This is a genomic window from Streptomyces sp. NPDC048436, assembly GCF_043200355.1.
Classification (GTDB): Bacteria; Actinomycetota; Actinomycetes; order Streptomycetales; family Streptomycetaceae; genus Streptomyces.
Genome location: NZ_JBICXP010000017.1, coordinates 57774 through 81407, shown reverse-complemented (window position 1 = coordinate 81407; position 23634 = coordinate 57774). Strand labels below are relative to the sequence as shown.

Sequence of the window (23634 nt, the reverse complement as noted above, 5' to 3'; positions counted from 1 at the left end):
CTGGTCAGCGCCCGCCGTTGTAGGGCCCATAAGGCCCGTCGCTGCTGGAGCCGCGGCGTCCACCGCCGCCGCCCTTGCCGGTGATCTGCCGCAGTGCGGGGCGCACGTCGACCATGTAGACGATGGTCGCGATGAGCCCGATGATCGGCAGGAACGACAGGATGTTGAAGATCAGGTTCACGATGAACGCGAGCCCGAGGATGATCAGCCAGAACGGCTTGGTCTTCTTGTCGGCCGCGCGGTAGGCGTCCTCACGCCGGACGGCCGCGTCGACGAGCGCGAAGCCGCTGAAGACGATCAGGGCCAGCGACAGCAGCCACATGAAGTTCGCGAACCCCTGCATCAGCACAACGTCCACCACCAGTCCCGGCTCTTGGAGCCATCCCTTGAGTACGCGGCCACCGTACCCGCTATCAAATGAACGGGCCGGGCACTTCGAGAGTGCCCGGCCCGTCGGCTGAGAACCGCCTTGCCGCGCGCCTACTTGGCGGGCGGGGTGGTCTTCTTCGCCGTCGTCGCCTTGCGGGCGGCCGGCGCCTTCTTGGCGGCGGGCTTCTTCTCCGGGGCCGCGGTGGCCGACGTGGTGGACGTGTCCGTCACGGTGCCGGTGGCCTCCGGGGCGTCCGGCTCGACGGCCACGGCGAGCTCGGTGATCTCCTCGGCGGCCTCGCCGCGCCAGGTCTTCACGGCCTGCTCGCCGTGCTCGGCGACCTCTTCGTACTTCTCGCGCGCCTTGACCGCGTACTCGGCGGCCACGCCGACCGAGGTGAGGGCGATGCCCTGCACGCTCTCGCCGACCTTCTTCAGGTCGGTGTCGAGTGAGCCGAGCAGCTCGGTGACCTTGGCCTGGATGGTCTCCTGCGCCCCCTTGGCGCGGGAGACGGCCTTGTCCTGAACAGCCTTGGGGTCGGTGTTGCGCACGGCGTCGATACGGGCCGGCGCCTCGGCGATCAGCTGCTCGATGGCGCCCGGCACCTTCTTCGCCTGCTGGAACGCGAGGTCGGCGGTGCCGACGACGAAGTAGGCGGGGGTGGTGTCGGTGAAGGTGTTGCGCAGGTCGTCCTTGATGGCCATGGAGATGGTCCTCCCGGATTCGCGTCAGCTTGAGGGATGGTCCTTCGGGCTGGCATCACTGCCGTCGGCCGTGCGGGGGCCGTCAGCGGTGGCGTCCACGTCATCCGCGTACGCCAAGTCGCCGGCGTACTCCGAGACCTCGAAGCCGTTCTCTTTCCTGAACGACTCGTAGATCTGCAACAGGACCTGCTTCTGCCGCTCGTTGATGGAGGGGTCGGCGAGGATGACGGCGCGCGTCTCCAGCTCGTCCCGCTCCTTCTCGTCGAGGATCCCGGCCCGGACGTACAGCGTCTCGGCGGAGATCCGCAGTGCCTTGGCCACCTGTTGCAGCACGTCGGCACTGGGCTTGCGCAGGCCGCGCTCGATCTGGCTCAGATACGGATTGGACACTCCGGCGGCGTCGGCGAGCTGCCGCAACGACAGCTGCGCGTTGCGCCGCTGCTCGCGCAGATACTCACCGAGATTGCCGACGTTGAGTGATGCCATACGCCGATAGTGCCTGGCCCTTGCTAACTTTTGCAAGCAGATGCTTGCAAAAGTGCGCCACGCCACTGCGGAGCCGGGGAATCCCCGCCGCCGGAACGGAGTTGCTTGCTCTGACAGCAATGACAGAGACGGCAACGATGACAGCGATGGCAGAGGGAGCCGATGAGTCTTCGTCAGTACGAGTACGCCCTGGCCGTTGCCCAGGAGGGCTCGGTGACGGCGGCGGCGGAGCTGTTGCGCGTCGCCCAGCCGTCGATGTCCCAGCAGATCCGCGGGCTTGAGCGGGAGCTCGGCGTGGAGCTGTTCGCCCGCACGCCGAGCGGCCTTGTGCCCACCGCGGTCGGCCGCGCGTTCCTGCGGGAGGCGGAGGTCGCGGTGAGTGCGTCGCGGCGGGCCAGGGCGACGGCGCGGGCCGGTGCCGAAGAGCTGGTGGGCGAGCTGGTGGTCGCCGTGCAGCTGGGCTTCGGCACGCGGCAGCTGCCGGGTGCGCTCGGTGCGCTGCGTCGCCGCTATCCGCGGCTCGAGGTCACCGTCTTCGAGGAGCAGAGCTCCGCCGAACTGGACCGGCTGTGCCGCCGTGGCGTGCTGGACCTCGCCTTGATGGCGGCGTGCGACCGGAGCCCCGCCGACGCCCATCACCTCGGCCACGAGGAGTTCGTCGTGGTCCTCCCCGCCGGGCACCGGCAGCTCGCCGCGGAACGGGTCGAGCTGCGCGAACTGGAGGGGGAGCCGTGGGTGAGGTTCGACCGTGACAGCGCGCTGGACGGCGTACTGATGAACGCGCTGCGCGACAACGATCTGACCCCGGCCACGGCCGCCCGCGTGTCCCAGACGGCGACGGCCGTGCGCTGGGCCGCCCACGGCCTCGGGACGACGCTCGTCCCGGCCTCCGCGGTGCCCCACGGTCACGAGCACCTCGTACGCCCGGTGTCCCCGGTGGTGTCCCAGCCGGTCATCGCCGTGCTCCGGCAGGGCGCGGGCCCGGCGGAGACGGCGCTGCTTGAACTCCTGCGCAAAGAGACCTGGACGGCGTCCGCCGAATTCCTTCTGGCGTAATCCCTTCTGTCGTGATTCCTTCTGGCGTAATTCCCTATGGCTTGATTCTTCAGCCCCTTGGGAATTCGCCGCCGTCCACGACGAGATTGCTGCCGGTCAGCCAGCTCGCCCGGCCGGACACCAGGAACAGCACCGCGTCGGCGATGTCGTCGGGCAGGCCCTCGCGCCCCAGCGGCGGGGTGTCGTCGGCGTTGGTCTGGCCCGGCGCCACGTTCAGGCGCGCCCACTGCTCCCGCGTCTCTTCGCCGCCGGGGGTGGCGACCCTGCCGGGAGTGACGGTGTTGACCCGGATCCCGTACGGGGCCAGCTCCAGGGACAGTCCCCGGCTGTAGGTCTCCAGCGCGGCCTTCGCCGCCACGTAGTGCAGGAACGGGCCCACCGGGGTGAGTACCGCGGCCGATGAGACGTGCACGATCACCCCCGAACGCTGTTCCCGCATGGCCGGTGCCAGCAACGAGTCCAGCCGCACCGACGCCAGGTAGTTCAGGTCCAGCGCGTTCTGCCACTCCTCGTCGGGGATGGCCGAGGCCTCTTCGTAAGGCCGCGCCCCACCCGCGTTGTGGACCACGATGTCCACGCCGCCGAGCGTTTCCCGCGCCGCCGCGGCGATCGCCTCCGCTCCGGCCCGTGTCCGCACATCGGCCTTGACGAAGGCGGCCCCCTCCGGCACCGTGCTCGTCGCCGACCTGGCGGTCGTGAGCACCTCCGCGCCCGCGTCCAGGAGCTGGCGCACGACGGCCGCTCCGATTCCGCGCGAACCACCCGTGACCACGGCCCGCTTTCCCGCGAGTTCCTGCGTTCCCGCTTCTGATTCATTTCCCATTGCGGTCATGCCACCGGTCCTTTCGATCGCGTAATTGCATTCACCGTACGTACGCGAAAGAAGGAGAGGCAAAGACGAAATAGCAGCAGGGGCCATAGGGAATTCCTATGGCGTTCGGGTCGCCGCGGCGCCGAACCATTTGGGCAACTGGCCGAGCAGCTCCGACTGGTCGTCGCCGACCCACGCCACGTAGCCGTCAGGGCGCAGCAGTACCGCGGGCGCGTCCAGCTCCTCGCATACGTCGACGACGTGATCGACGCGGTCCGCCCACCCCTCCACCGAGAGCCGGCCGGTCTGGTCGAGCAGCAGGCCGCGGCCGGCGTGCATCAGGCCGTAGAGGCGGCCCCGCTTCAGCTCCACGTCCCGCAGCCGCCGGCCGAGGAGTTCGTGACCCTCGCCGAAGTCATAGCGGATCGCGATCGCGGTGAGCTTCTCGATCAGATACCGGTTCACCTCCTCGAGGTCCGTCAGCTCCGACATCAGCCGGCGCACCGCCTGAGGTCCCGGCTCGGTGGACATCAAGTGAATCTGCGCGCGGGAGAGCGCGAGCACGTCGGCGGCCACCGGGCGCCGTTCGTCCGGGTAGCTGTCGAGGAGGGACTCCGGCGCCCAGCCGTTGACCTCGGCGGCCAGCTTCCAGCCGAGGTTGAACGCGTCCTGGACGCCGAGGTTGAGGCCCTGGCCGCCGGTCGGCGGGTGGATGTGCGCCGCGTCGCCTGCCAGCAGCACCCGGTCGACGCGGTAGCGGTCGGCCAGCCGGGTCGCGTCGCCGAAGCGGGAGAGCCAGCGGGGTGAGTGGACGCCGAAGTCCGTGCCCGCGTACATCCGCAGCTGCTCCTTGACCTCCTCCAGGGTCGGCGCGCTCGCACGGTCCTCGCTCACCCCCGCGGCGGGCACCACGAGGCGGTACACCCCGTCCCCCAGGGGCCCGACGCCGAACCGCAGCTGTGTCTTGCGGACTTCGGCCACCGTGGCGGCCAGCTCCTGCGGGTCCGCGGTCGCCTCCATCTCGCCGATGAGCGTCTCGACCCTGCTCGGCTCGCCGGGGAAGCCGACGCCGAGCAGCTTGCGGACCGTGCTGCGACCGCCGTCGCAGCCGACGAGGTAACGCGAGCGGAGCCGTGTGCCGTCGGTCAGCTCGACGCTCACCCCCTCTTCGTCCTGGCTCAGTCCGACCAGTTCGCAGCCGTACCTGATCTCGGCGCCGAGTTCCGTGGCGTGCTCGAGCAGCAGGCGCTCGGTGATGGTCTGCGGAATGCCGAGGACGTACGAATGCGCGGTGTCGAGGCGCTCCGGCCACGACTTGCCGAGGCCGGCGAAGAAGCCGCCGACCATGTGCCGCTCACCGAGCGGGAGGAACCGCTCCAGCAGGCCGCGCTGGTCCATCACCTCGATGCTGCGCACGTGCAGGCCTAGCCCGCGGACCACCTTGGTCGGTTCCGCGTCCTTCTCCAGCACGACCACGCGCACGCCATGCAGCCGCAGTTCGGCGGCCAGCATCAGGCCGGTCGGTCCGCCGCCGACCACGATCACGTCCGTCACGAGAATCCCCCATTGTGCGATGTAATTCGCGAAACTCTGATTTCGGCAGGTTCCGGCTTCGGCTGGAGATTCTGCATCACCATGGGGGCCTTGCCGCAAGGCCCCGGGTGCGCTATATGTTGGAAGTGGCAAGGAGTGGGTCAACTTCCTTGCCTTTTCTTTTTGCCATTTCCTCGGCCGGGTCTTTTGCCGCGCCATCACCAGGCCGGAGTCGTACCGTGTCCAACATGACCCGCGTGCCTCTCGACGATCTCGTCCGACTGCGCCGGGCCCGTGACCGGATGGACCGCGACTACGCGCAGCCGCTGGACGTCCCGGCGCTGGCACGGGACGCCCTCATGTCGTCGGGCCACTTCTCGCGCAGCTTCCGCGCGGCCTACGGCGAGACCCCGTACAGCTATCTCATGACCCGCCGCATCGAGCGGGCCAAGGCGCTGCTGCGGCGCGGTGATCTGTCGGTGACCGACGTCTGCATGGAGGTCGGCTGTACGTCACTCGGCTCGTTCAGCTCACGGTTCACCGAACTGGTCGGCGAGAGCCCGAGCGCCTACCGGGCCCGCGACCACGCGGACGGCGCCGCCATCCCTGCCTGCGTCGCCAAGATCCACACCCGGCCGGTCAGGAACGGAGAAGCGAAGCCCGCCCCCGGCCCCTAGCGTGACGTGCATGGACATCAACCTCGCCCAGTGCTTCATCGCCGTCGACGACCACGACAAGGCGCTCGCCTTCTACCGAGACGTACTCGGTCTCGAAGTACGCAATGACGTCGGATTCGAGGGGATGCGCTGGGTCACCGTCGCCTCGCCGTCCCAGCCGGACGTGGAGATCGTCCTCGAACCGCCGCTCGCGGACCCGAACGCCTCGGCCGACGACCGGCTGGCGGTCGCCGAGCTGATGGCCAAGGGCCTGCTGCGCGGCGTCATCTTCCGCACGGACGACTGCGACGCCACCTTCGAGCGGATCCGCGCCGCGGGCGGCGAGGTCCTCCAGGAGCCGATGGATCAGCCCTACGGCGTACGGGACTGCGCCTTCCGCGACCCGGCCGGAAACATGCTGCGGTTCAACCAGCCCCGCGAGAAGTAAAGGCCTTCGCCGTCGAGGTCCTCCGGAGCGCCCGAGTGTGACCATTTGGCCACAACGGGGAAAGAACCGTAAAGCCATGCGCATGATGGATCGTCATCACGTTCTGGTTTCACGGGTCTTGGGGGACCGTATGAACAGGCCGCTGCGCCACATAGCCGTCTTCTGTGGCGTGCTCACACTCGCCCTGCTGCTGCGCGCCACGTGGGTGCAGTTCGCCGAGAGCGACTCGCTGGCGAAGCACGAGAAGAACCGGCGCGTCCAGATCGAGGCGTTCTCGCACCCCCGCGGCGACATCATCGTCGACGGCAAGTCGGTCACCGGCTCGAAGGAAGTCAGCGGGACGGACTTCAAGTACAAGCGGGTCTTCAAGAGCGGCCCGATGTACGCCCCCATCACCGGCTACTTCTCGCAGGCCCAGGGCTCGACCTTCCTGGAGGGCGTCGAGAACGACGTACTCAGCGGCGACGACGACCGGCTCTTCATCAAGCGCACCGTCGACATGCTGACCGGTGAGAAGCGGCGCGGTGGCGACGTGGTCACCACCATCGACGCGAAGGCCCAACAGGCCGCCTATCAGGGCCTGGTGGACCTCAACGCCCGGGGCGCGGTGGTCGCGCTCGACCCTCGCTCCGGGAAGGTGCTCGCGATGGCGAGCACCCCCTCGTACGACCCCTCGGTCTTCGCCGGCATCTCGGCCGCGGAGAGCAAGGAGTTCACGAAGCTCAGGAAGAACAAGGACCAGCCGCTCTCCAACCGGGCGCTGCGCGAGGTCTATCCGCCCGGATCCACCTTCAAGATCCTCACCGCGGCGGCCGCCCTGGAACACGGCGTGGTCGACGACATCAACAAGCCCACCGGCGCCAAGACCCCGTACAAGCTGCCGCTCAGCTCCACGACGATCGGCAACGACGTGCCCGGCGCGCCCTGCGACAAGGCCTCGTTGAAGGTCGGCATGCAGTGGTCCTGCAACAACGTCTTCCTCGACACCGCGCTCAAGGTCGGCGACGACGATATGCGCGAGACGGCGGAGAAGTTCGGCTTCAACGAGCAGCAGTTCATCCCGGTGCGCTCGTCCGCGAGCAGCTACCCCGAGGACCTCGACAAGCCGCAGACCGCGCTGACCGGCATGGGCCAGGGCAGCCTGACCAGTACGCCGCTGCAGATGGCGATGGTCGCCGCGGGCCTCGCCAACGACGGCAAGGTGATGAAGCCCTACCTGGTCGAGGAGTTGCGCGGCCCGGACCTCTCGACGATCGAAAAGGGCAAGCCGCGGGTGCTCAACCAGGCGGTCTCCGAGGACACCGCGGGCAAGGTGCAGGAAATGATGGAGAACACCGTCGAGGAGGGCACGGCGAACAAGGCGAAGATCGACGGCGTCACGGTCGGCGGCAAGACCGGCACCGCCCAGCACGGCTCGAACGTCAACGACGAACGTCCGTACGCCTGGTTCGTCTCCTACGCCAAGCAGGACGACGGCTCGTCGCCGGTCGCGGTCGCGGTGTTCGTCGACCCCAAGGACATGAACATCCCGCGCTCGGAGATCGCAGGCGGAAAGCTGGGGGCGCCCATCGCGAAGGCGGTGATGGAGGCGGTGCTCAAGGATTAGGAGGTGCTCAAGGATTAGGCGGTGCGGCCGGGCCACGGCTCCGGGAACTGCTCGGCCCCTCCAGGAGCTGTCCCGCCAGTCGCTCGATGCGGGCGTGCCAGGCGGCTAGCGCCTCGTCCTTGTCCTTGTCCTTGTCCTTGTCCTTGTGCCTGTCCTTGTCCGCCGCGTCCTCGAAGGGGCCGCTCTGCGTGAGGACGAGCCGGGCGCCGTAACCCGTGCCCTGACCGAGCTCCCAGCGCACCTCGCCCTTGGGGTACACGGCGTACGTGAGTGACTCCGGGGCCCGCAGCTCCGTGACCGGCCCCGCGGATACGCCGTCCGCCAGGAAGCCGTCCGGGGCCGTATCGCCCTCCAACGGCACTTCGCCGTCGCAGAGTTCGGCCCACACCGCGTCCGCCGACCGCACCAGCTGCCGCTCGAACCGGATGCCGTCACCGGTCACCGTGCCGTGGCCCAGGTCGAACTGCTCCAGATACGCCTCGTGCAGCTCGCCCGCGTCCCGGCTCACCTCGGCCTTCCCGCCGTCGAGGAACTGGCCGAGCGCGGAGACGCACAGCTGCCAGCCCGCGGCGAAGCTCGGGGCGCCGAAGCGGTCGCCGAAGGTGTGGATGAGGGTGAGGAGCGAGCCCTGCCCACCGGGGTCCTCGGGGCCCTGGCGGCCATCGGCACCCTGGGGGCCGTCCGGGGTGATCTCCCAGCGCAGGTGGTCGTCGCCCCAGCTGAAGGCGAAGAGGCGGGGCTCCTCGACGTCGGTGACCTCGCCGGTCATGCCGGGGCCCTCGTCACCCGGGAAGTGGAATCCCATCGCCCCGCCGGGCCGCAGGTCGACCGTCACCTCGGAGGGGAACCACTGGGCGAGATGCTCGGGCCGGGTGATCGCGGCCCAGACCCGGGCGGGCGGGTGCGCGAGGCGGCGCTCCATGCGCAGGACGCTGTGGCCGTCGTCCGCGGGGGTGAGGGAGTCGGTGTGCGGGTTCATGAGGGGTCACCGTCCATGAATGAGGAGTCGACGTCCTGACTGTAAGTCGACGCGAGCCCCTCGCGCCGTCGCCCTCGCCCGGCCTACTCCTCCCAGGGCAGCGCCCTGCTGTGCAGCACGTCGAGCCGTGACACCGCCCGGGTCAGGACCACGTAGAGGCGGCTCGCCCCGCGGCTCTCCGCCTCCGCGATGGCGGCGGGCTCGACGGCCACGACATGGTCGTACTCCAGGCCCTTCGCGACGGACGCGGGCAGCAGCGTCACGCGTGCGCCCAGCTCGTCCGGGCTCGCGGCCTCGATGCCCGCATCGGCGAGGGCCTCGCGGAGCCGTCCGGTGTCCGCGTCGGCGGCGATGACACCGACCGAGCCCTCGCGCGTCAGCGCCACCCGCACCGCGTCGACGGTGGCGGCGCCCACATCTCGTACCTCCCGGATCCGCAACTCACCGTCCGCACGCAGCGATCGCGCGGGCGGTACGTCGACGTCGAGCGAGGCAAGGACGCGGTTGGCGAGGCTCACGACCGCCTTCGGGACGCGGAAACCGGTGGTCAGCGGGGTGATGGAGGCTTCGGGTGCGCCGAGGTGGGCGAGGAGTTCGGGCCAGCGGCGGGCGGCCCACGGGGTGGTGCCCTGGGCGAGGTCGCCGAGGACGGTGAGCGAGCCGAAGCCGGCGCGGCGCGCGATCGCGCGGGTCTCCATCGGGGAGAGGTCCTGCGCCTCGTCGACGACGATGTGGCCGTAGCCGTCGGGCCGTTCGAGCAGCCCCGCGAGCTCGTCGAGCAGGACGAGATCGGCGGCGGACCACTTCGCCGACTTGTACGAGCGCGGCGGCCTTGTCCAGCCGATCGCCCGCTGCTCGTCGGCTTGGAGAATGCCCTCGGCCGCGGCGGCCAGGGCGTGTGGGTCCGCGAGCAGGGAGGCGAGCACCTCTTCGGGCCGCGTCCTTGGCCAGGCGGCGTCGACGAAGGCGGAGAGGGCCCTGGCGCGGGAGATCTTCTGCAGCCAGGCGTTGTTCACGGCGCCCGCGCGGCGCTCGGCCTGCTCCTGGATGTGCCGGACGGCGCGGGTGCGGACGCGTTCGCGGCCCACGCCGTAGGGCGGCTCCTCGGCGCGTACGTCCGCGATGATCCGCTCCAGGTCGTCGAGCGCGACCCTCCAGGTGTACGAACCGTCCGGTACCGCAAGGGAGTTGGCGGGCGGCACGACACGTGAGTAGAGCGCGCGGCGCAGGACGGCGGCCATGCGGGCGTCGTGCTTGACGCTCGCCGCGGCCTCGCTGTCCTGGGCGCGTACGGGGGCGCCGGTCCTGGCGATCTCGTCCGCGACGGTGGACTGCCGCACGCCGGTCTCACCGAGGGAGGGGAGCACCTCGGCGATGTAGCGGAGGAAGGTGCGGTTGGGCCCGAGGATGAGCAGTCCGGCGCGCTGGACCCGCTGGGGGTGGGTGTAGAGGAGGTACGCGGCGCGGTGCAGGCCGACGGCCGTCTTGCCGGTGCCGGGGGCGCCCTGGACGCAGACGGATGTGGTGAGTTCGCCGCGTACGAGGTCGTCCTGCTCGGGCTGGATGGTGGCGGCGATGTCACGCATGGGGCCGACGCGGGGGCGCTCGATCTCACCGGCGAGGATGCGGCTGCCCTGCGCGGGCGGCGCGAGCGGGGGGCTCGGGGCGGCCGGGGTGTTCGGGGCGGCCGGGCTGTTCATCGCGGCCGGGGTGTTCGGAGTGCCCGTGCCGCCGGTCAGCGGCTCGTCCTCCAGGCCCGTGAGGTCGGCGGAGTCGCCCTTGCTGCCGGGGGCCCAGCCGAAGCGGCGGCGGACGGCGACGCCTTGGGGGTCGCGGGCGCCCGCCTGGTAGAAGGCGCGGGAGACGGGGGCACGCCAGTCGACGACCAGGGGCGGGACCGAGGGGTGTTCGGTGATGCGGAGGCGGCCGATGTGGTAGCTCTGCCCGCGGTGATCGCCTGCCTCGTCGGCTTCGGGGCCGTCGGCGGCGAAGTCGAGTCGCCCGAAGAAGAGGGGTGCTTCCGGGAGCTCGCGCATCGCTTTGGCGTGGCTGCGGAACTGGTAGCCGAGGACTTCGGCGTCGGCGCCGGACGCGGAGACGTCGGCGCCGCTGACGTCCTGCTCCTCCGCGCCGTCGACCATGCCGGTGAGGGCGGTGCGGCAGGTGTCATGGAAGGCGCGTTCTTGGGTCAGGGCGGCGTCGAGGGGTGGGGTGAGGGTGACGCCCTTGGTCATCTCGTCGGTCATGCGGCCAGAATAATGTAACCAAGTTAAATTTATAACCGCGTCAGCTTCGTTACCGAGTTACTTCCACTACTGAGTCATTTTCGTTACTGAGTCACTTCCGATACTAAGTTAGTTTCGTTACCGAGTATCAAGGATGCGCTAGGCTCACTCCATGACGGACGACGAAGAAATGGGCCTGCGCGAGCGCAAGAGGCAGCGGATGTACGAGGCCGTCTCCGACGCGGCGATCGCGCTCTTCCTGGAGAAGGGCTTCGAGAAGGTGCCGGTCGCGGAGGTGGCGGCCGCGGCCAACATCTCCAAGCCGACCCTGTTCCGCTATTTCCCGGCCAAGGAGGACCTCGTCCTCCACCGTTTCGCCGACCACGTGGACGAAGCGGCCAGGATCGTCGCCGCCGCCCGCCCCGCGAAACGCGCCCCGCTGGACGCCCTGCAGCGCCACTTCCTCGACGGCCTGGAGCGCCACGATCCGGTGACGGGGCTGTGCGACAACACCCACGTCCTCGCCTTCCACCGCCTGCTGTACGGCACGCCGTCACTGGTGGCCAGGCTGTACGGCTACCAGGAGCGGACCGAGCGGGCCCTCGGCGAGGCGTTGAACGAGGCATCGGGAGGGGACGACGCCCTGGCCGCACGTCTCGCGGCCGGCCAGATCGTCGCCGTACAACGGATCCTCGCCCTGGAGAACTGGCGCCGGATCGACGCGGGTGAGAGCGCGGAGGCGGTATGGCCGACGGCGGCGGCGGCGGCGAACCGGGCGTTCGGACAGCTGCGGTCGGGGCTGGCGCGGTACGCGTGAGGGGCGCCCAGGAGGACCCGCCGCCAGGGAAGGCGCTGCTGGAGCCCTGAAGCGGGGGAAGCCCGCCCCCTCAGCTCAACCCGCAGCACCCACACCACCCGCACCACTTGAGCCACCCGCAGCACCCGCAGCACCCGCAGCACCCGCAGCACCCGCAGCATGCGAGCCCTCCCCAGCACCCGAGTCACCCACACCCCCCGGCCCCTCAGCCAACACCGCCACCCCGTCCAGCACCCGCTCGATCCCGAACTCGAACTCCGTATCCTGGGCGTCCGCCACGTCGAGGACCCCCGCCGCGAGCGTCCGCCGCAGTGCGGGAAACCGCTCCGGGGCGGTCGAGGTCAGCGCGTCGATGGTGCGCGCGTACTGCCGCATCACCTCGTCGGGCTCCCGGCCCCCCTCCCGCATGGCCACGTCCAGATCGGCCATGAGCGTGACCTCGTTCCGTACGAACCCGCCCACCAGCATGAGCACGGACAGCTTCCCGCCCTCCGCCAGGCCACTGTCGTCGAGCGCCGCGAGGCCCTGCTCCATCCACTCCAGGTAGTGGGGCGACGCGGGCGGTGAAGTGATGGGGATGCGTACGAGCCACAGATTGCGCCGGAAGACGTCCCGCTGGGCCCGCGCCCACCACGCCAGACGCGCCCGCCACCCCGTGACGTCCGACGGCAGCTCGGGCGGAGCCCCCGTGGCGGTGTCCTGCATGAGGACGTACAGCTCGTCCCGGGAGGAGACGTACCGGTAGAGGGACATCGGCGAGACGCCGAGCGCCTTGGCGACCCGCCCCATGGAGACCGCCCCGATCCCCTCCGCGGCGGCGAGCGCGATGCCCGCGTCGATGATGCGGTCGAGGCTCAGCCCCGGCTTCGGCCCCTTCGAGGGGCGTTCACGCAGCCCCCAGGCCGTTTCGAGGCTCGCGGACAGCCCCGTGCCGCCCGGGCCCCCCGCGCCCCCCGTGTCCCCCGCGCCCCCTGGGCCCCCTGGGCCCCCTTCGCCCCGCGCGCCCTCACCGTCTGCCGCCATAACCCGCCGCCACCTTCTCCTGAGCTGCCGTGCTTGACGCACATCGTAGTTCTGCGTAACCCTTACTCAGTAATGCGTAAGCCTTACGCAGTAAGGGTTGCCGCGACACCGAACGGGGAGACACCCATGCCCACCCCTCAAGCCCCCGCCCTCACCCCGGCCATCGAGGCCACAGACCTCACCAAGACCTACGGCTCCGGCAACCGAGCCGTCACCGTCCTGCGCGGCATCGACCTCCATGTCCCGCCCGGCACCGTCTTCGCCCTCCTCGGCCCGAACGGCGCGGGCAAGACGACCGCCGTCCGCATCCTCACCACACTCACCACGCCCGACGCGGGCACGGCACGGGTCGCGGGCCACGACATCCGTACGCACCGTCGCGAGGTCCGCCGCGCGATCAGCCTCACCGGACAGTTCGCGGCGGTCGACGAGACACAGAGCGGCGCGGAGAACCTCCGCATGATGGCGAGGCTCGCGGGCCTGCCCCGCCAGGTGGCCCGTGCCCGGGCCGCCGAACTCCTGGAGCGCTTCGGCCTCACGGAAGCGGGCGACCGCATGGTCCGCACATACTCGGGAGGCATGCGCCGTCGCGTGGACCTGGCGGCGGGCCTGGTGGGCGACCCGGCGGTCATCTTCCTCGACGAGCCGACGACGGGCCTGGATCCGCGCAGCCGCCAGGAGATGTGGGCGGTGGTGCGGGACCTGACGGCCCAGGGCACGACGGTCTTCCTCACCACGCAGTACCTGGAGGAGGCGGACCAACTCGCCGACCACATCGCGGTGTTGCACGAGGGCGTCATCGCGGCGGAGGGTTCGGCGGCGGCCCTGAAGTCCCGGGTGGCGGGCGGCCACCGCCTGGACGCGACGGTCACCAGCCAGGAGGCCTACATCCGGCTGACCCCGCGAGCCACGCACCACTCCCCCGAAACCCTGACGCTGGGTTTCCCGACGGACGGCACGGCAGGGAACGTACGAAAACTGCTGGACGAACTGGACCCGACCCGCAGCGAGTTGAGGACCTTCACCCTCCGCACGGCGACGCTCGACGACGTCTTCCTCTCCCTGACGAACCCCGCGAACGCACCCAAGGGACTGACCCATGTCTGAGGCCCTGATCATGACCGGCCGCGCCATCCGCATCAGCCGCCGCAACGTGGACGCGCTGATCACCTCGATGGCGCTCCCGGTGATGCTGCTCCTGATCTTCGTCTACTTCTTCGGCGGCGCGATCAAAACGGACACGCAGACGTACCTCAGGTACGTCGTGCCCGGCGTCCTGCTGCTCTGCGCCGGCTTCGGTTCGTCGAACACGGCGGTAGCGGTCACGGAGGACCTGAAGGGCGGGATCATCGACCGCTTCCGCTCCCTCGACATCGGCGGTACGCCGATCCTGACGGGCCACGTCTTCGCCTCGGTGGCCCGCAACTTGATCGCGACGACCCTGGTCCTGGCCCTGGCCTTCGCGATCGGCTTCCGCCCGTCGGCGACCCCGTCCGGCTGGCTGGCGGCGACGGCGATCCTCCTGGCGTTCATCCTGGCTCTGTCGTGGCTGTCGGCAACGGTGGGCCTCCTGGCCAAGTCCCCCGAAGCGGCGGGCGGCTTCACGTTCTTCGTGAGCTTCCTGCCGTACCCGAGCAGCGCGTTCGTAGAACCGGACACGATGCCCACCTGGCTCCAGGGCTTCGTGAACAACCAACCGGTGACCCAGGTCATCGAATCCCTGCGGGGCCTGCTCCTCGACCAGCCGGTGGGGTCGACGCCGTGGGTGGCGCTGGCTTGGTGCGCGGGAATTCTGGCGGCGTCGGTGGGGGCTTCGGGGGCGTTGTTCAGGAGGCGGACGGAGTGAGGGGCGGGGCGGGAGGTGGAGTCGGGGGCCGGCGCCAGGACGGCGTGGCCGCCAGACTCCACACCCCCTCGAAGTGACTGATCTGCGTCGAGACGGCCGTCTCCGCGGCAGCCGTCCCCTCCTTCCGGGAGCGGACCGCCAGGTCGGTGTTGTAGCCCTTGGGGTCGTAGACCTCGCAGTGGGGATCCTGGAGGGACATGGTGGCGACCACGTCATAGAGGCCGCACAGCACCAACTCCTTGTTGAAGATGCACACTTTGTCCCGTGGGTCCCCGTTGTAGAGCCGGTACTCGCACTGCACCGTCACTCTGCCGTCGGCGGTCAGCCGGTCCGCGAGGCGGGAGAGAATCTGGTCGTACTCACGGCACTTGGCCTCCATCCGAGCCCGGAACTCGGGGTAGTCGACCGGCCTCCCGTCGGGGCCGACGAGTGACGGGACCGCCATCTCCCGGCCGAAGTCCGGTATCAGCATCCTGATCGACACCCGCTTTGTCGGCCCCGGGTCGTCCAGAAGGCTTTCGAGCCGGTGGTACAGCTCGTTGTAGAGCGTCTCGCCCGTATAGCCGAGGAAACAGATCTCCACTTTCCTGGAGTGGAAGGCATCGCTCACGAGCCTGCCGAGATCACGGGAGCTGACGAGGCCCCGGTCGGGTGGCCGGGAAGAGACCGCGAGCTCGCTGACCGCGTCGTACAGCACATAGCCGACCAGGCTGAGCAGCGCTCCCCCCAGAAACGCCTGCCCCTCAAGAGCGTCTCCGACCGGCTTCACGAACTGCGCGGTCAGTCCTGTCACGAAGACGGCGAGCAGCAGAGTCCGCGTGGCCGCCGACTCGAACCGCGCCCGGTACCGCCGCAGCCATCCGCCCACGCTTTCCGCCATGAGAGCCCTCCCCCGAGCAAGCCTCTATGGCGTCGCCCTCAGCCCTCCATGCTCTCCGTGTGGGAGCGCCCGGGCAAGATAGGGATTGGCCGTCGGGGGGCGGCGCAGCCCCAGTGAGGCCATCGCAGCGTCCAGTGTCATCGCGTACGAGTCCACGGCACGCTGCACGTTGGGGGCGTCCAGGCCGGTGCCGGTGACCAGTCGGTCCAGGTCCACGTAGGCCGAGCGGACCACTTCGATCCAGCGGTACACGAGCCAGTCCTCCTCCCACCCCTTCGTGCACGCCTCCGGAAGGGTGACGCTCCAGCGGCTGAACATGCGCTGCCTGATCTCTGCGCGGGTCGGGGTGAGATGCATGTGGCGGACCAGGTCGTACAGCGGATCGCCGATCATCGCCATCTCCCAGTCGATGACGGTGAGTTCGCGGCCGTCTTCGTGGCGTACGAGGTTCCAGGGGTTGAGGTCTCCGTGCAGCAGGGCCGAACGGCGGGGTGTCAGCCGGTGGCGGCTCAGCAGCTCCCGCAGCCGGACCCCCACCGGCAGGCCGAGCTCCCTGGCCAGTTGCTGGGACTCCTTGGGCAGAGCCACGACCAGGCGCACCAGCTCATCGCAGAGCCAGCGGTAGAAGTTCTTCTCGTGGGCGGTGGGGTCCAGTTGCCTGGTGTCGATGCGGGCCAACGCACGCAGTTGGTCCACCAGGTGGTCCGCCTCGCTGGGGCGCAGTCCGTTCACGGGGTGATCCGGTGGCAGATATCCGTCGCCCGGTCCCTCGTAGGAATGGATGGCGAACTGGTCACTCAAGTGGCTTGTGCCCAGGGCGAGTACGAGGGGTGCCCGCACCGGCTGTCCTGATTTCTCGATGACCCGCAGCACCGCGTGCTCACTGAGGATGCTGCGCTCGCGGCGCTCGGCCGAGCTGAGCTTTCGCCGGACCACGACCGGGAAGTCGATCCCGTCCACGTTGACCACGGTGTTGAGGTGGGCCGTCCCCTTGAACACCCGGGAACCCGGCGCGGCCCCCTCGCCGATCAGAGCGCCGATTACGGCGGACCGGGGGAAGACCGGGTGCTCCGGCACGCGCGGGTTGGGTTCCCAGGAGATCGGGGTGCTCTGGCGGATCCCCCCGGAACGTCCGTCGGACCGGGCCGCACGCCAGCGGAACAGGACCCGCTGGATCTCTTCCTTGTCGGGCACTCCGGGCAGTTGCAGGGGAACAGCGGCGTACTCCAAGGCTCTGCGCACCGCGTCGGTCGCCTCGTCGAGGCTCTTCTGATCAGGCGTGTCGCCCAGCGACTTGGCCGCACGCATGACGTCCGGGTAGACGGACTGGGCGTATTCGAAGGCGACGTAGTGCTCCAGATCCTGGTCCAAACCGTTGACCGCCCTGGGTCTGAGGCGTTCCATCGCCTCCACCCAGGACTCGATCACCTCTTCCCGCTGATGTTCCGGGTACCGCATACGGACCAGATGGGTGGCCAGGTCGTGGAGCGGATCTCCGTAGGTGGCGAGCTCCCAGTCCACGCAGATCAGCGGCGGCTCACCGTCATAGGAGAAGATCACGTTGTCGCGGTGCAGGTCGGTGTGGAGCAGGCTGTAGGGACGGCGCGTCATGCTGGGCACGCGCTCCGCAAGCCTGAGCATCGCGTCCTCGGGGATGCCGAGTGCCGCGAACAGGCCACCGAACTCGGTCCAATTGGGCTGCCGGATCTGGCGCTCCGCCAAGTACGCGAGAGTCCGCAGGAACGACTGCCCGCCCTTGTCGGTGCGGGACCAGTCCGCCGGCAGCGGAGGCAGCGCGTCCCTGCGCACCTGGGTCATCTGCGCGAGCAGTGTGGCCAGCGCCCTGATCAGCAGGGAGTCGACCGGTTTGCTGTTCTGGCTGATGCTGGAGAACGGCACGCCTTCCACGTAGCTGTGGACCGCGGAGTCCTTGCCCTTGGCCAGGCACTCCGGCACGTGGGGCAGCACACCCTTGATCGCCCGCAGGATCTCCGACTCGTCCTGCCACGTCCGGATGACGACCGGCAGCGCGTCCTGCCTGCGCATCCGCACGGTGACGGGTGTCCCGGCCTCCCGGCCCACCAGCCGGGCCATCGGCTCCGTGAGTGGCAGCACGTAGTTCCGGTTGTGGTGGCCCCCGCTCATTTTCCCGTACCGAAGCGCGTGACGCACAAACGGCTCGTACGCGTCGTCGGTATCGGCCGCATCCCCATACACCAGGGACGGGGGACTGGGCACGGGCAACACGCCCACGGGCCACTCCTGAATAGTCACGCGAGGATGGCGAAAGTGATGCACACCCTAGTGGCGCAAGAGGCCCCGGACGACGCGAGGACGGTAAACAATGGGCTCAACGGGGGAAGCGCCACTCCTGAGGGCGGGACGTTCGAGAAACTTCCGTTTCGTGGTTCCCGCGCCGGTGCGAGTTCGTGGTTCCCGCGCCGGTGCGGGAGTGCCGAGCCCGTTTCGGGCCTGACCGCACGAGCGCTCAGGCCTCCCCCCGCAAAACCCTCAACACCGGCTCCAACGACCCCACCACGCACTCCGCCCCCGCCCCCCTCAGCAGCTTCGCCTTCCGTTCGTTGCGTGCGTAGCCGAGGAAGTTCACTCCTGCCTCCTGGGCCGCCTCGTAGTCCGTGGGGGCGTCGCCGATCATCAGGGCCGCCGCGGGCTTCGCGCCCATCGCGTTCAGGGCGCGGTTGAGGCAGTGCGGGTGTGGTTTGAGGAGGTGGAGGTCCTTGGTGCGGCCGTAGATGTGCGGGGTGAAGCAGTGGGATATGTGCCGCCCCTCCAGGTAACGGGTCACCGCACGCGGGGAGTTGTTCGTCGTCACCGCCAGGCGCGAGCCCATCGCGTGCCACGTCATGATCAGGGGGTCCGCGTACTGCGTGGGCCACGCGGACGCCACCGCGTGCAGCTCCTGCTGGGTGAGCCTCTCCTCCAGCTCCGTCACCAGATCGCTGCCGGAGTGCCTGCGGTCGACGGCCCGCAGCACGGCGTGCGGGTCGGGCTCCGCACGTTCCTCCTTGGTAAGCAGTCCGTGCAGCCCCCTCTCCTCCAGCCAGCGGACCTGCTCGCCCGCGATCAGCTCCGCCGAGTGCCCGGCGAAGAGCCGGCAGATGGGCCCGTCGAAGTCGAAGAGCACGAAGCGGGCGGGAACGATCAGTTCTCGCAGTTTCTCGATCTCTTCTGCCATCTGCTCAGTCTGCGTCGTCGGCGTCGTCCGCGTCGTATCAGGAGTCACTACGAAAGTGTCAGGTCCGTCGCGATGGTTGCCCAGAGGGCGGCGAACCACTTCTGAGACTCGTCCACGAACGCCGCGTCCCGGGGGCTCGTGCCCTTCTCGAAGGAGAAGAGGGGAGATCGCAGCCCGGACACGTCGAACGCCTCGATCTCCGCGCTGTCGAAGTCGAGCGTGCTGCGCTCGATCGTGTAGTAGGCCAGGAGCGCCTCCGCGCCGTTGAGCAGGTACAGCTTCACCGGCGGCGTGAACGGCAGCGCGCGGAAGGTGACGTCCACGTCGATGCCGTGCGAGGCCCGCAGCGCGCGCAGGTTGTGGCGCAGCACCTGACCCTGGGTGTTGCGCAGCGCGAGCCAGCGCCGGTGGACCTTGCCGCCCTCGTCCGGACCCTCGATCGGCCTGGGGAAGGCCAGGTCGATGTCGCTGCTGGGAAGCAGGACCCGCACGGTGATCGACTCGGGCCGGATCGTTCCCTCGTGGATGTGCCGCACCGGCTCACCCAGCGCGATCATCAACGTCTCCGCCGTGTACGACACCACATCGATCCGCACATGCGGCTGGGAGAACGCCGCCGCGAGCCGCGGCGCGAGACCCACCATCGAAGCCTGCGGCTCCACGGCCGCCCCGGTGACCCCCGGCGGTTCCGCCGCGATCCGTGGCGGGCTTCCCTTGCTCACATTGGCCAGCAGGCCGTCCGACTGCAGCGTCTTCAGCGCCTGGCGCACCGTCCCCCGCTCCACGCCGAACTCCTCCGCGAGCACCGCTTGCGTGGGGAGACGGTCACCGGGTTTGAGGTCGCCGGTGCGGATGCGGTCGCGGAGGGTGTCGGCGATGTCCTGGGGCGTGAGCTTTCTGCTGCCGTTCACTGCAACGTTCTCCTGGGTCACGACCAGACGATACAACTCGTCGCCATCTCACGGGAGTTGTCCTGAAGTTGTTTATGAGGTCGTACCAAGTGGGGACAACTCAAGTGTAGTTGGTTGCCAACTTACCCAAGATGGCAGAAGGGGGAACCACCATGACGTTCATAGCCCTCCTCGCAGCCGTGTCCGCCGTCACGTTCGAGCAGTTCGTACAGTGGCAGTACGGGACGATCGGCATCGTCGGACTGCTCCTGCTGACCGTCGGAATCAAGGCGAAGAGCCCCACCTGCAGCTCCATCGGCGCCATCGTCCTCGCCCTGATGATGACCGGCCCCGCGCTCTAGACGTACCCACGACCTGGCCGTACGCGAGAGGCCCGGCTATTTCCGGCCCGGCGCGAACCGCAGGTCCTGACTGATCGTGCCCCACAGCGCGTTGAACCACAGATGCGACTGCTCCACGAACGTCGTGTCCCGCAGCCCGTCGCCCTGCTGGAAGGGGAAGAGCATCGACTGCGCGCCCTGGGCGTCGTACATCTCCAGGTACTCGTGGTCGATCTCCTCGCCCCGCTTGACGAGGGTGTAGTACGCGAACAGCGCCTCCGAGCCGTTGATCAGGTACAACTTCACCGGCGGCGTGAACGGCAGCGCGCGGAACGAGACGTGTACGTCGATGCCGTGCGAGGCGCGCAGCGCGAGGAGGTTGTGGCGCAGCACCTGCCCCTGCGCGTTCCGCTGGTCGAGCCAGCGCCGGTGCACCTGGCCGTCCTCGTCGTCCTCGTCGTCCACCGCCGTCGGGAAGGCGAGGTCGATGTCGCGGCTCGGCAGCAGTACCCGGACGTCGACCTTGGCCGGTTTCCGCTGTCCGGCGTGAATCTGACGGAGCGGTTCGCCGATCGCCATCGTGAGCGAGATGGACGTCAGACAGAGCGCGTCGATCTCCACGTGCGGGGCCTCGAACGCGGCGGCGATGCGCGGCGCGAGGCCGACCGTGGTGGGCTGCGGCTCGACACTGCCGCGTCCTGACAGCACGTGCCTCGAGGTCTCCGCGACCGTGGCCGGACTCCCCTTGGACACGTTCGCCAGCAGGTTCTCGCCCTGAAGGATGCGCAGCGCCTCACGTACAGCCCCGCGCTCGACGCCGAACTCGTCGGCCAACTCGGCCTGGGTCGGCATGCGTTGGCCCGGCCGCAGCGCGCCGGACCTGATCCGGTCACGCAGCTCGTCGGCCACGTCGCGGTGAGACCTGTGCGGCCTCTTCATCCCATTGACTGGGGCATGTTCCGGGCTCACAACCAAACAGTACAACTTCGCGCCATCTTTGGGGAGTTGCTCACCAAGTGGTTATTAATCGAGCCATCACGGAGATAACTCAGGTGAAGTTGGTAGCCAACTTGGTCAAGCTGGCAGAACCCTTCGGGGTTGGCCGCCAGTGGTTGGCCGGGGGACGGCTGCCGACCGGATGGGACGGGGCCCGGCGCCCCATCCCGAAAGGGGGAACGTCATGCCGCTCATCGCCATCGTCATCGCCGCCCTCGCCATTGGGTTCGAGCAGCTCATCCAGTGGAAGTACGGACCGCTGGGGATCGTCGCCTTCGTCCTGCTGACCGTGGGCATCAAAGCCAAGAACACCAAAATCAGCGGCGTCGGGGCCATGATCCTCGTCCTGCTGCTCGCCCAGTCGGGCTGAAAAGCTGGCTGACCGGGCTCCCATCCGGAGGGGAGCCGGGAGTCCGGTCAGCCATCAGCACAGCAACAACACAGGTGACAGAGCGTTTCCGGAGGCCCGGGGAGCCCCCCTAGAACGCCGCCCGTATCTCCCCCACCTCGGCAGCTCCGCCAAGGAGCGGCGCCCGCCCCACCCGGGCAAGGACCTCTCCGTCCACGCCCGCCTGGCGCAGCGCCCTCGCGAGGACAGGGCCGAGGGCCCGGATTCCGCCGTCGTCCACCTTGAAGGCCAGCGCGCGGCCGTCCGGCAGGGCGAACGCCTGGACCGCCTCGGCGCCCATCTTGGAGAGGGCCCCGGGGATCTCCCGCATGAGCCAGGTGTCGGGGCGGCGCGTCCCGGCGACGTACTCGGGGTGGGCCCGCATCGCGTCCGCGACGCGGCGCTCGGCCGTGCCCTCGGGGGCCAGGACGAAGTGACGGAAGGCGCGGGCGAGGCCGGTGAGGGAGATCGCCATCAGGGGGGCGCCGCAGCCGTCCGTGCCGACGGCCGCCACCCGCTCGCCCGCCGCCTCCTCGACGACCTGGAGGATCAGCTGCTGGAGGGGGTGGCTCGGGTCCAGGTAGGAGTCCCGGGGCCAGCCGTTCAGGTCGCACACCGCGAGCATCGCCGCATGCTTGCCGGAGCAGTTCATCGTTACCCGGTCACGAACGGCACCCGCTGCCAGATATGTCTCGGCCTCGACCGCGTCCAGCGGGAGATCCGGCGGGCACTGCAGGTCCGCCGCCGTCAGGCGGTACTCGGCCAGCATCTTCTGGACGAGGTCCCGGTGGAAGCCCTCCCCGGAGTGGCTCGCCGCGGCCAGCGCGAGGCGCTCGCCCGACAGCTCAAGGCCGGCCCGCAGCACCGCGGCGGCCTGCATCGGCTTGTTGGCGGACCGCGGGAAGACGGGGGCGTTCACGTCCCCCATGGCCAGCTCGACACTGCCGTCCGCCGCGAGCAGCACCAGGCTTCCCCTGTGACGGCCCTCGACGAAGCCTGAACGTACGACCTCGGCGAGGACCGGGGATATGACAGGGGTGGCGGACTCGGCGGACGTGGAGGTCATCTTCGGCCTTCCGGGCTCAGGTGGCGTGAGGGCCGCCCGCGGACGCCGGGATCACCGGGTCACGCGAGCAGGTCGTCTACTTGTGCTTCACCTTCACGGTACCTGCGGGCGATCTCCGCGCTGCAATCGTCCGCCGTACGCTGCAGCTGCTGGCGGCGGCGGGAAACCTGCTGTTCGTAGCGGACGAGGCGGCCCATGGCCGTGTGCAGCTCGTCGTCCGTACGGGCGTCCAGGTCGGAGAGCTCCACCTCGGCGAGCATCTCCGTGGCCAGGAGGCCGTACTCCGTGCTGTGCGGCGTGCCGAGTGTCACGTGCCGGGCCGACGAGCGGTGCCGGGCCGGGGCGTCCATGAGGATCTTCGAGAGCCGGTCCACGACCGTCCCCTCCGGGTCCGGCGCCGACGGGTCCTTGCGGCGCGCGACCTCGGCCCGCAGGATGTCGATCCGCCCCTGTAGGAGGCGCCGCAGATAGCTCAGGTCCGCCTCGTTCTGCTGGGCGTCCCTGCGCAGCTCACGCAGCTCCCGCAGGAGCAGCGTGGCCAGGTCGTGCGCGGGCTGCCCGGGCAGCGACGACCCGGCCGTGCGCTGCATGGGCGGCCGCGGAACGTTCGTACGTCGCGCGACGCTCATGCGGGTCAGCGACACAGGTCCGGGCGGCTGCCCCGTACTTGGTGTGCTCATGTGGCTCTACCGTCCCCTCGACCGGCGCGGTACACCGCGTGAGTGCATGGTGCCACCCCTGGTGGCCGCTATGTGAGCGAGTGCCCCCAATCAGCCCCAGATGGGGGGATCAGGGCATCCTCACGGGCGGCGCAACCGGGCGCATCCGGCGCATCGCGGCCATGCGGAGCACGGCATGATGAGCCGTATGCGTGCTGTGGTGCAGAGGGTGGACGGAGCGAGCGTCGTCGTCGAGGGCGAGAACGGGCCCGAGACGGTCGGCGAGATCAGCGGCGAGGGACTGTGCGTCCTGGTGGGGGTCACCCACGAGGACACCAAGGAGAAGGCGGCCCAACTGGCCCGCAAACTCTGGTCCGTTCGGATGCTGACGGACGAGAAGTCCTGCTCGGACATCGACGCGCCGCTGCTGGTCATCAGCCAGTTCACGCTGTACGGCGACGCGAGGAAGGGCCGCAGGCCCACCTGGAACGCGGCGGCGCCCGGCGATGTCGCCGAGCCCCTGGTCGACGAGGTCGTCGCCCAACTGCGCTCCCTTGGCGCGACGGTGGCCTGCGGCCGCTTCGGCGCACAGATGCGGGTCTCGCTCACGAATGACGGCCCGTTCACGGTGCTTCTGGAGATGTGAGCCCGGGCCGCG

25 protein-coding genes are annotated in these 23634 nt (G+C 69.5%); 10 read left to right on the top strand and 15 right to left on the bottom strand.

Annotated features, from left to right (window positions below):
• Window positions 1-4: 4 nt before the first annotated feature.
• The 3 genes from ACGFX9_RS36665 to ACGFX9_RS36655 form a co-directional block, all read right to left on the bottom strand.
• The gene (locus tag ACGFX9_RS36665) at window positions 5-343 is read right to left on the bottom strand and encodes a DUF2516 family protein (protein ID WP_393483863.1); all 339 of its coding nucleotides are present in this window, start codon (window positions 341-343) and stop codon (window positions 5-7) included.
• A gap of 137 nt (window positions 344-480) precedes the next feature.
• Complete coding sequence (locus tag ACGFX9_RS36660) at window positions 481-1074, bottom strand: hypothetical protein (protein WP_393483660.1); 594 nt, start codon at window positions 1072-1074, stop codon at window positions 481-483.
• A 24-nt stretch (window positions 1075-1098) separates the two neighbouring features.
• Complete coding sequence (locus ACGFX9_RS36655) at window positions 1099-1560, bottom strand: helix-turn-helix domain-containing protein (protein WP_393483657.1); 462 nt, start codon at window positions 1558-1560, stop codon at window positions 1099-1101.
• A 162-nt stretch (window positions 1561-1722) separates the two neighbouring features.
• On the opposite strand from ACGFX9_RS36655, the gene ACGFX9_RS36650 reads away from it, so the two are divergent.
• Entirely contained in the window at window positions 1723-2616 is an 894-nt protein-coding gene (locus ACGFX9_RS36650) for a LysR family transcriptional regulator (RefSeq protein ID WP_393483654.1), read from the top strand.
• Between the two features lie 49 nt (window positions 2617-2665).
• Here ACGFX9_RS36650 and ACGFX9_RS36645 read toward each other — a convergent pair whose 3' ends face one another.
• Window positions 2666-3448 carry an oxidoreductase gene (locus tag ACGFX9_RS36645; protein ID WP_393483651.1) on the bottom strand — a complete coding sequence of 261 codons (783 nt, stop codon included), beginning with the start codon at window positions 3446-3448 and terminating at the stop codon, window positions 2666-2668.
• Between the two features lie 96 nt (window positions 3449-3544).
• A complete protein-coding gene (rox, locus tag ACGFX9_RS36640; protein ID WP_393483648.1) occupies window positions 3545-4981 on the bottom strand; it encodes a rifampin monooxygenase in 1437 nt (478 codons plus the stop codon).
• Window positions 4982-5208: 227 nt separating this feature from the next.
• Here rox and ACGFX9_RS36635 point away from each other — a divergent pair, with 227 nt between their 5' ends.
• The 3 genes from ACGFX9_RS36635 (at window position 5209) to ACGFX9_RS36625 (ending at window position 7670) form a co-directional block, all read left to right on the top strand.
• On the top strand, window positions 5209-5637 hold the full coding sequence (locus ACGFX9_RS36635; protein WP_393483645.1) for a helix-turn-helix transcriptional regulator: 429 nt from the start codon (window positions 5209-5211) through the stop codon (window positions 5635-5637).
• Window positions 5638-5647: 10 nt separating this feature from the next.
• On the top strand, window positions 5648-6064 hold the full coding sequence (locus ACGFX9_RS36630) for a VOC family protein (RefSeq protein WP_393483642.1): 417 nt from the start codon (window positions 5648-5650) through the stop codon (window positions 6062-6064).
• A gap of 130 nt (window positions 6065-6194) precedes the next feature.
• Window positions 6195-7670: a peptidoglycan D,D-transpeptidase FtsI family protein gene (locus tag ACGFX9_RS36625; protein ID WP_393483639.1), complete on the top strand. Its 1476-nt coding sequence runs from the start codon at window positions 6195-6197 to the stop codon at window positions 7668-7670.
• Between the two features lie 7 nt (window positions 7671-7677).
• Here ACGFX9_RS36625 and ACGFX9_RS36620 read toward each other — a convergent pair whose 3' ends face one another.
• Window positions 7678-8649 (bottom strand): SRPBCC family protein, encoded by a 972-nt coding sequence (locus ACGFX9_RS36620; protein WP_393483637.1) that lies wholly within the window; start codon window positions 8647-8649, stop codon window positions 7678-7680.
• 83 nt (window positions 8650-8732) lie between these two features.
• Window positions 8733-10895 carry a HelD family protein gene (locus ACGFX9_RS36615; RefSeq protein WP_393483633.1) on the bottom strand — a complete coding sequence of 721 codons (2163 nt, stop codon included), beginning with the start codon at window positions 10893-10895 and terminating at the stop codon, window positions 8733-8735.
• A 151-nt stretch (window positions 10896-11046) separates the two neighbouring features.
• On the opposite strand from ACGFX9_RS36615, the gene ACGFX9_RS36610 reads away from it, so the two are divergent.
• Complete coding sequence (locus ACGFX9_RS36610; RefSeq protein WP_393483630.1) at window positions 11047-11691, top strand: TetR/AcrR family transcriptional regulator; 645 nt, start codon at window positions 11047-11049, stop codon at window positions 11689-11691.
• Between the two features lie 75 nt (window positions 11692-11766).
• Here ACGFX9_RS36610 and ACGFX9_RS36605 read toward each other — a convergent pair whose 3' ends face one another.
• Window positions 11767-12714: a TetR/AcrR family transcriptional regulator gene (locus tag ACGFX9_RS36605; protein WP_393483627.1), complete on the bottom strand. Its 948-nt coding sequence runs from the start codon at window positions 12712-12714 to the stop codon at window positions 11767-11769.
• A 126-nt stretch (window positions 12715-12840) separates the two neighbouring features.
• Between ACGFX9_RS36605 and ACGFX9_RS36600 the strand changes: the two genes are divergently transcribed.
• Both ACGFX9_RS36600 and ACGFX9_RS36595 read left to right on the top strand, forming a co-directional pair.
• Window positions 12841-13821, top strand: a complete 981-nt coding sequence (locus ACGFX9_RS36600; protein ID WP_393483623.1) for an ABC transporter ATP-binding protein — start codon at window positions 12841-12843, stop codon at window positions 13819-13821.
• The gene (locus ACGFX9_RS36595; RefSeq protein ID WP_393483618.1) at window positions 13814-14560 is read left to right on the top strand and encodes an ABC transporter permease; all 747 of its coding nucleotides are present in this window, start codon (window positions 13814-13816) and stop codon (window positions 14558-14560) included. The genes ACGFX9_RS36600 and ACGFX9_RS36595 overlap by 8 nt, the downstream gene beginning before the upstream one ends.
• Here the strand turns inward: ACGFX9_RS36595 and ACGFX9_RS36590 are convergent.
• The 4 genes from ACGFX9_RS36590 to ACGFX9_RS36575 form a co-directional block, all read right to left on the bottom strand.
• The gene (locus ACGFX9_RS36590; protein ID WP_393483616.1) at window positions 14541-15440 is read right to left on the bottom strand and encodes a hypothetical protein; all 900 of its coding nucleotides are present in this window, start codon (window positions 15438-15440) and stop codon (window positions 14541-14543) included. The genes ACGFX9_RS36595 and ACGFX9_RS36590 overlap by 20 nt on opposite strands.
• 24 nt (window positions 15441-15464) lie before the next feature.
• Entirely contained in the window at window positions 15465-17585 is a 2121-nt protein-coding gene (locus tag ACGFX9_RS36585; RefSeq protein ID WP_393483612.1) for a phosphotransferase, read from the bottom strand.
• Window positions 17586-17928: 343 nt separating this feature from the next.
• Window positions 17929-18636, bottom strand: a complete 708-nt coding sequence (locus tag ACGFX9_RS36580; RefSeq protein ID WP_393483609.1) for an HAD family hydrolase — start codon at window positions 18634-18636, stop codon at window positions 17929-17931.
• 47 nt (window positions 18637-18683) lie between these two features.
• Window positions 18684-19574, bottom strand: a complete 891-nt coding sequence (locus tag ACGFX9_RS36575; RefSeq protein WP_393483860.1) for a GntR family transcriptional regulator — start codon at window positions 19572-19574, stop codon at window positions 18684-18686.
• A gap of 125 nt (window positions 19575-19699) precedes the next feature.
• Between ACGFX9_RS36575 and ACGFX9_RS36570 the strand changes: the two genes are divergently transcribed.
• Window positions 19700-19888, top strand: coding sequence for a hypothetical protein (locus ACGFX9_RS36570; RefSeq protein ID WP_393483607.1), 189 nt, complete (start codon window positions 19700-19702; stop codon window positions 19886-19888).
• 36 nt (window positions 19889-19924) lie between these two features.
• On the opposite strand, the gene ACGFX9_RS36565 is transcribed toward ACGFX9_RS36570, so the two are convergent.
• Entirely contained in the window at window positions 19925-20842 is a 918-nt protein-coding gene (locus tag ACGFX9_RS36565; RefSeq protein WP_393483604.1) for a FadR/GntR family transcriptional regulator, read from the bottom strand.
• 205 nt (window positions 20843-21047) lie between these two features.
• Here ACGFX9_RS36565 and ACGFX9_RS36560 point away from each other — a divergent pair, with 205 nt between their 5' ends.
• On the top strand, window positions 21048-21233 hold the full coding sequence (locus ACGFX9_RS36560) for a hypothetical protein (RefSeq protein WP_393483601.1): 186 nt from the start codon (window positions 21048-21050) through the stop codon (window positions 21231-21233).
• Window positions 21234-21342: 109 nt separating this feature from the next.
• Here ACGFX9_RS36560 and ACGFX9_RS36555 read toward each other — a convergent pair whose 3' ends face one another.
• Window positions 21343-22317, bottom strand: coding sequence for an asparaginase (locus ACGFX9_RS36555; protein WP_393483598.1), 975 nt, complete (start codon window positions 22315-22317; stop codon window positions 21343-21345).
• A 59-nt stretch (window positions 22318-22376) separates the two neighbouring features.
• Window positions 22377-22997 carry a hypothetical protein gene (locus tag ACGFX9_RS36550; protein WP_393483595.1) on the bottom strand — a complete coding sequence of 207 codons (621 nt, stop codon included), beginning with the start codon at window positions 22995-22997 and terminating at the stop codon, window positions 22377-22379.
• Between the two features lie 187 nt (window positions 22998-23184).
• Here ACGFX9_RS36550 and dtd point away from each other — a divergent pair, with 187 nt between their 5' ends.
• Window positions 23185-23622, top strand: coding sequence for a D-aminoacyl-tRNA deacylase (dtd, locus tag ACGFX9_RS36545; protein ID WP_393483592.1), 438 nt, complete (start codon window positions 23185-23187; stop codon window positions 23620-23622).
• Window positions 23623-23634 lie beyond the last annotated feature (12 nt).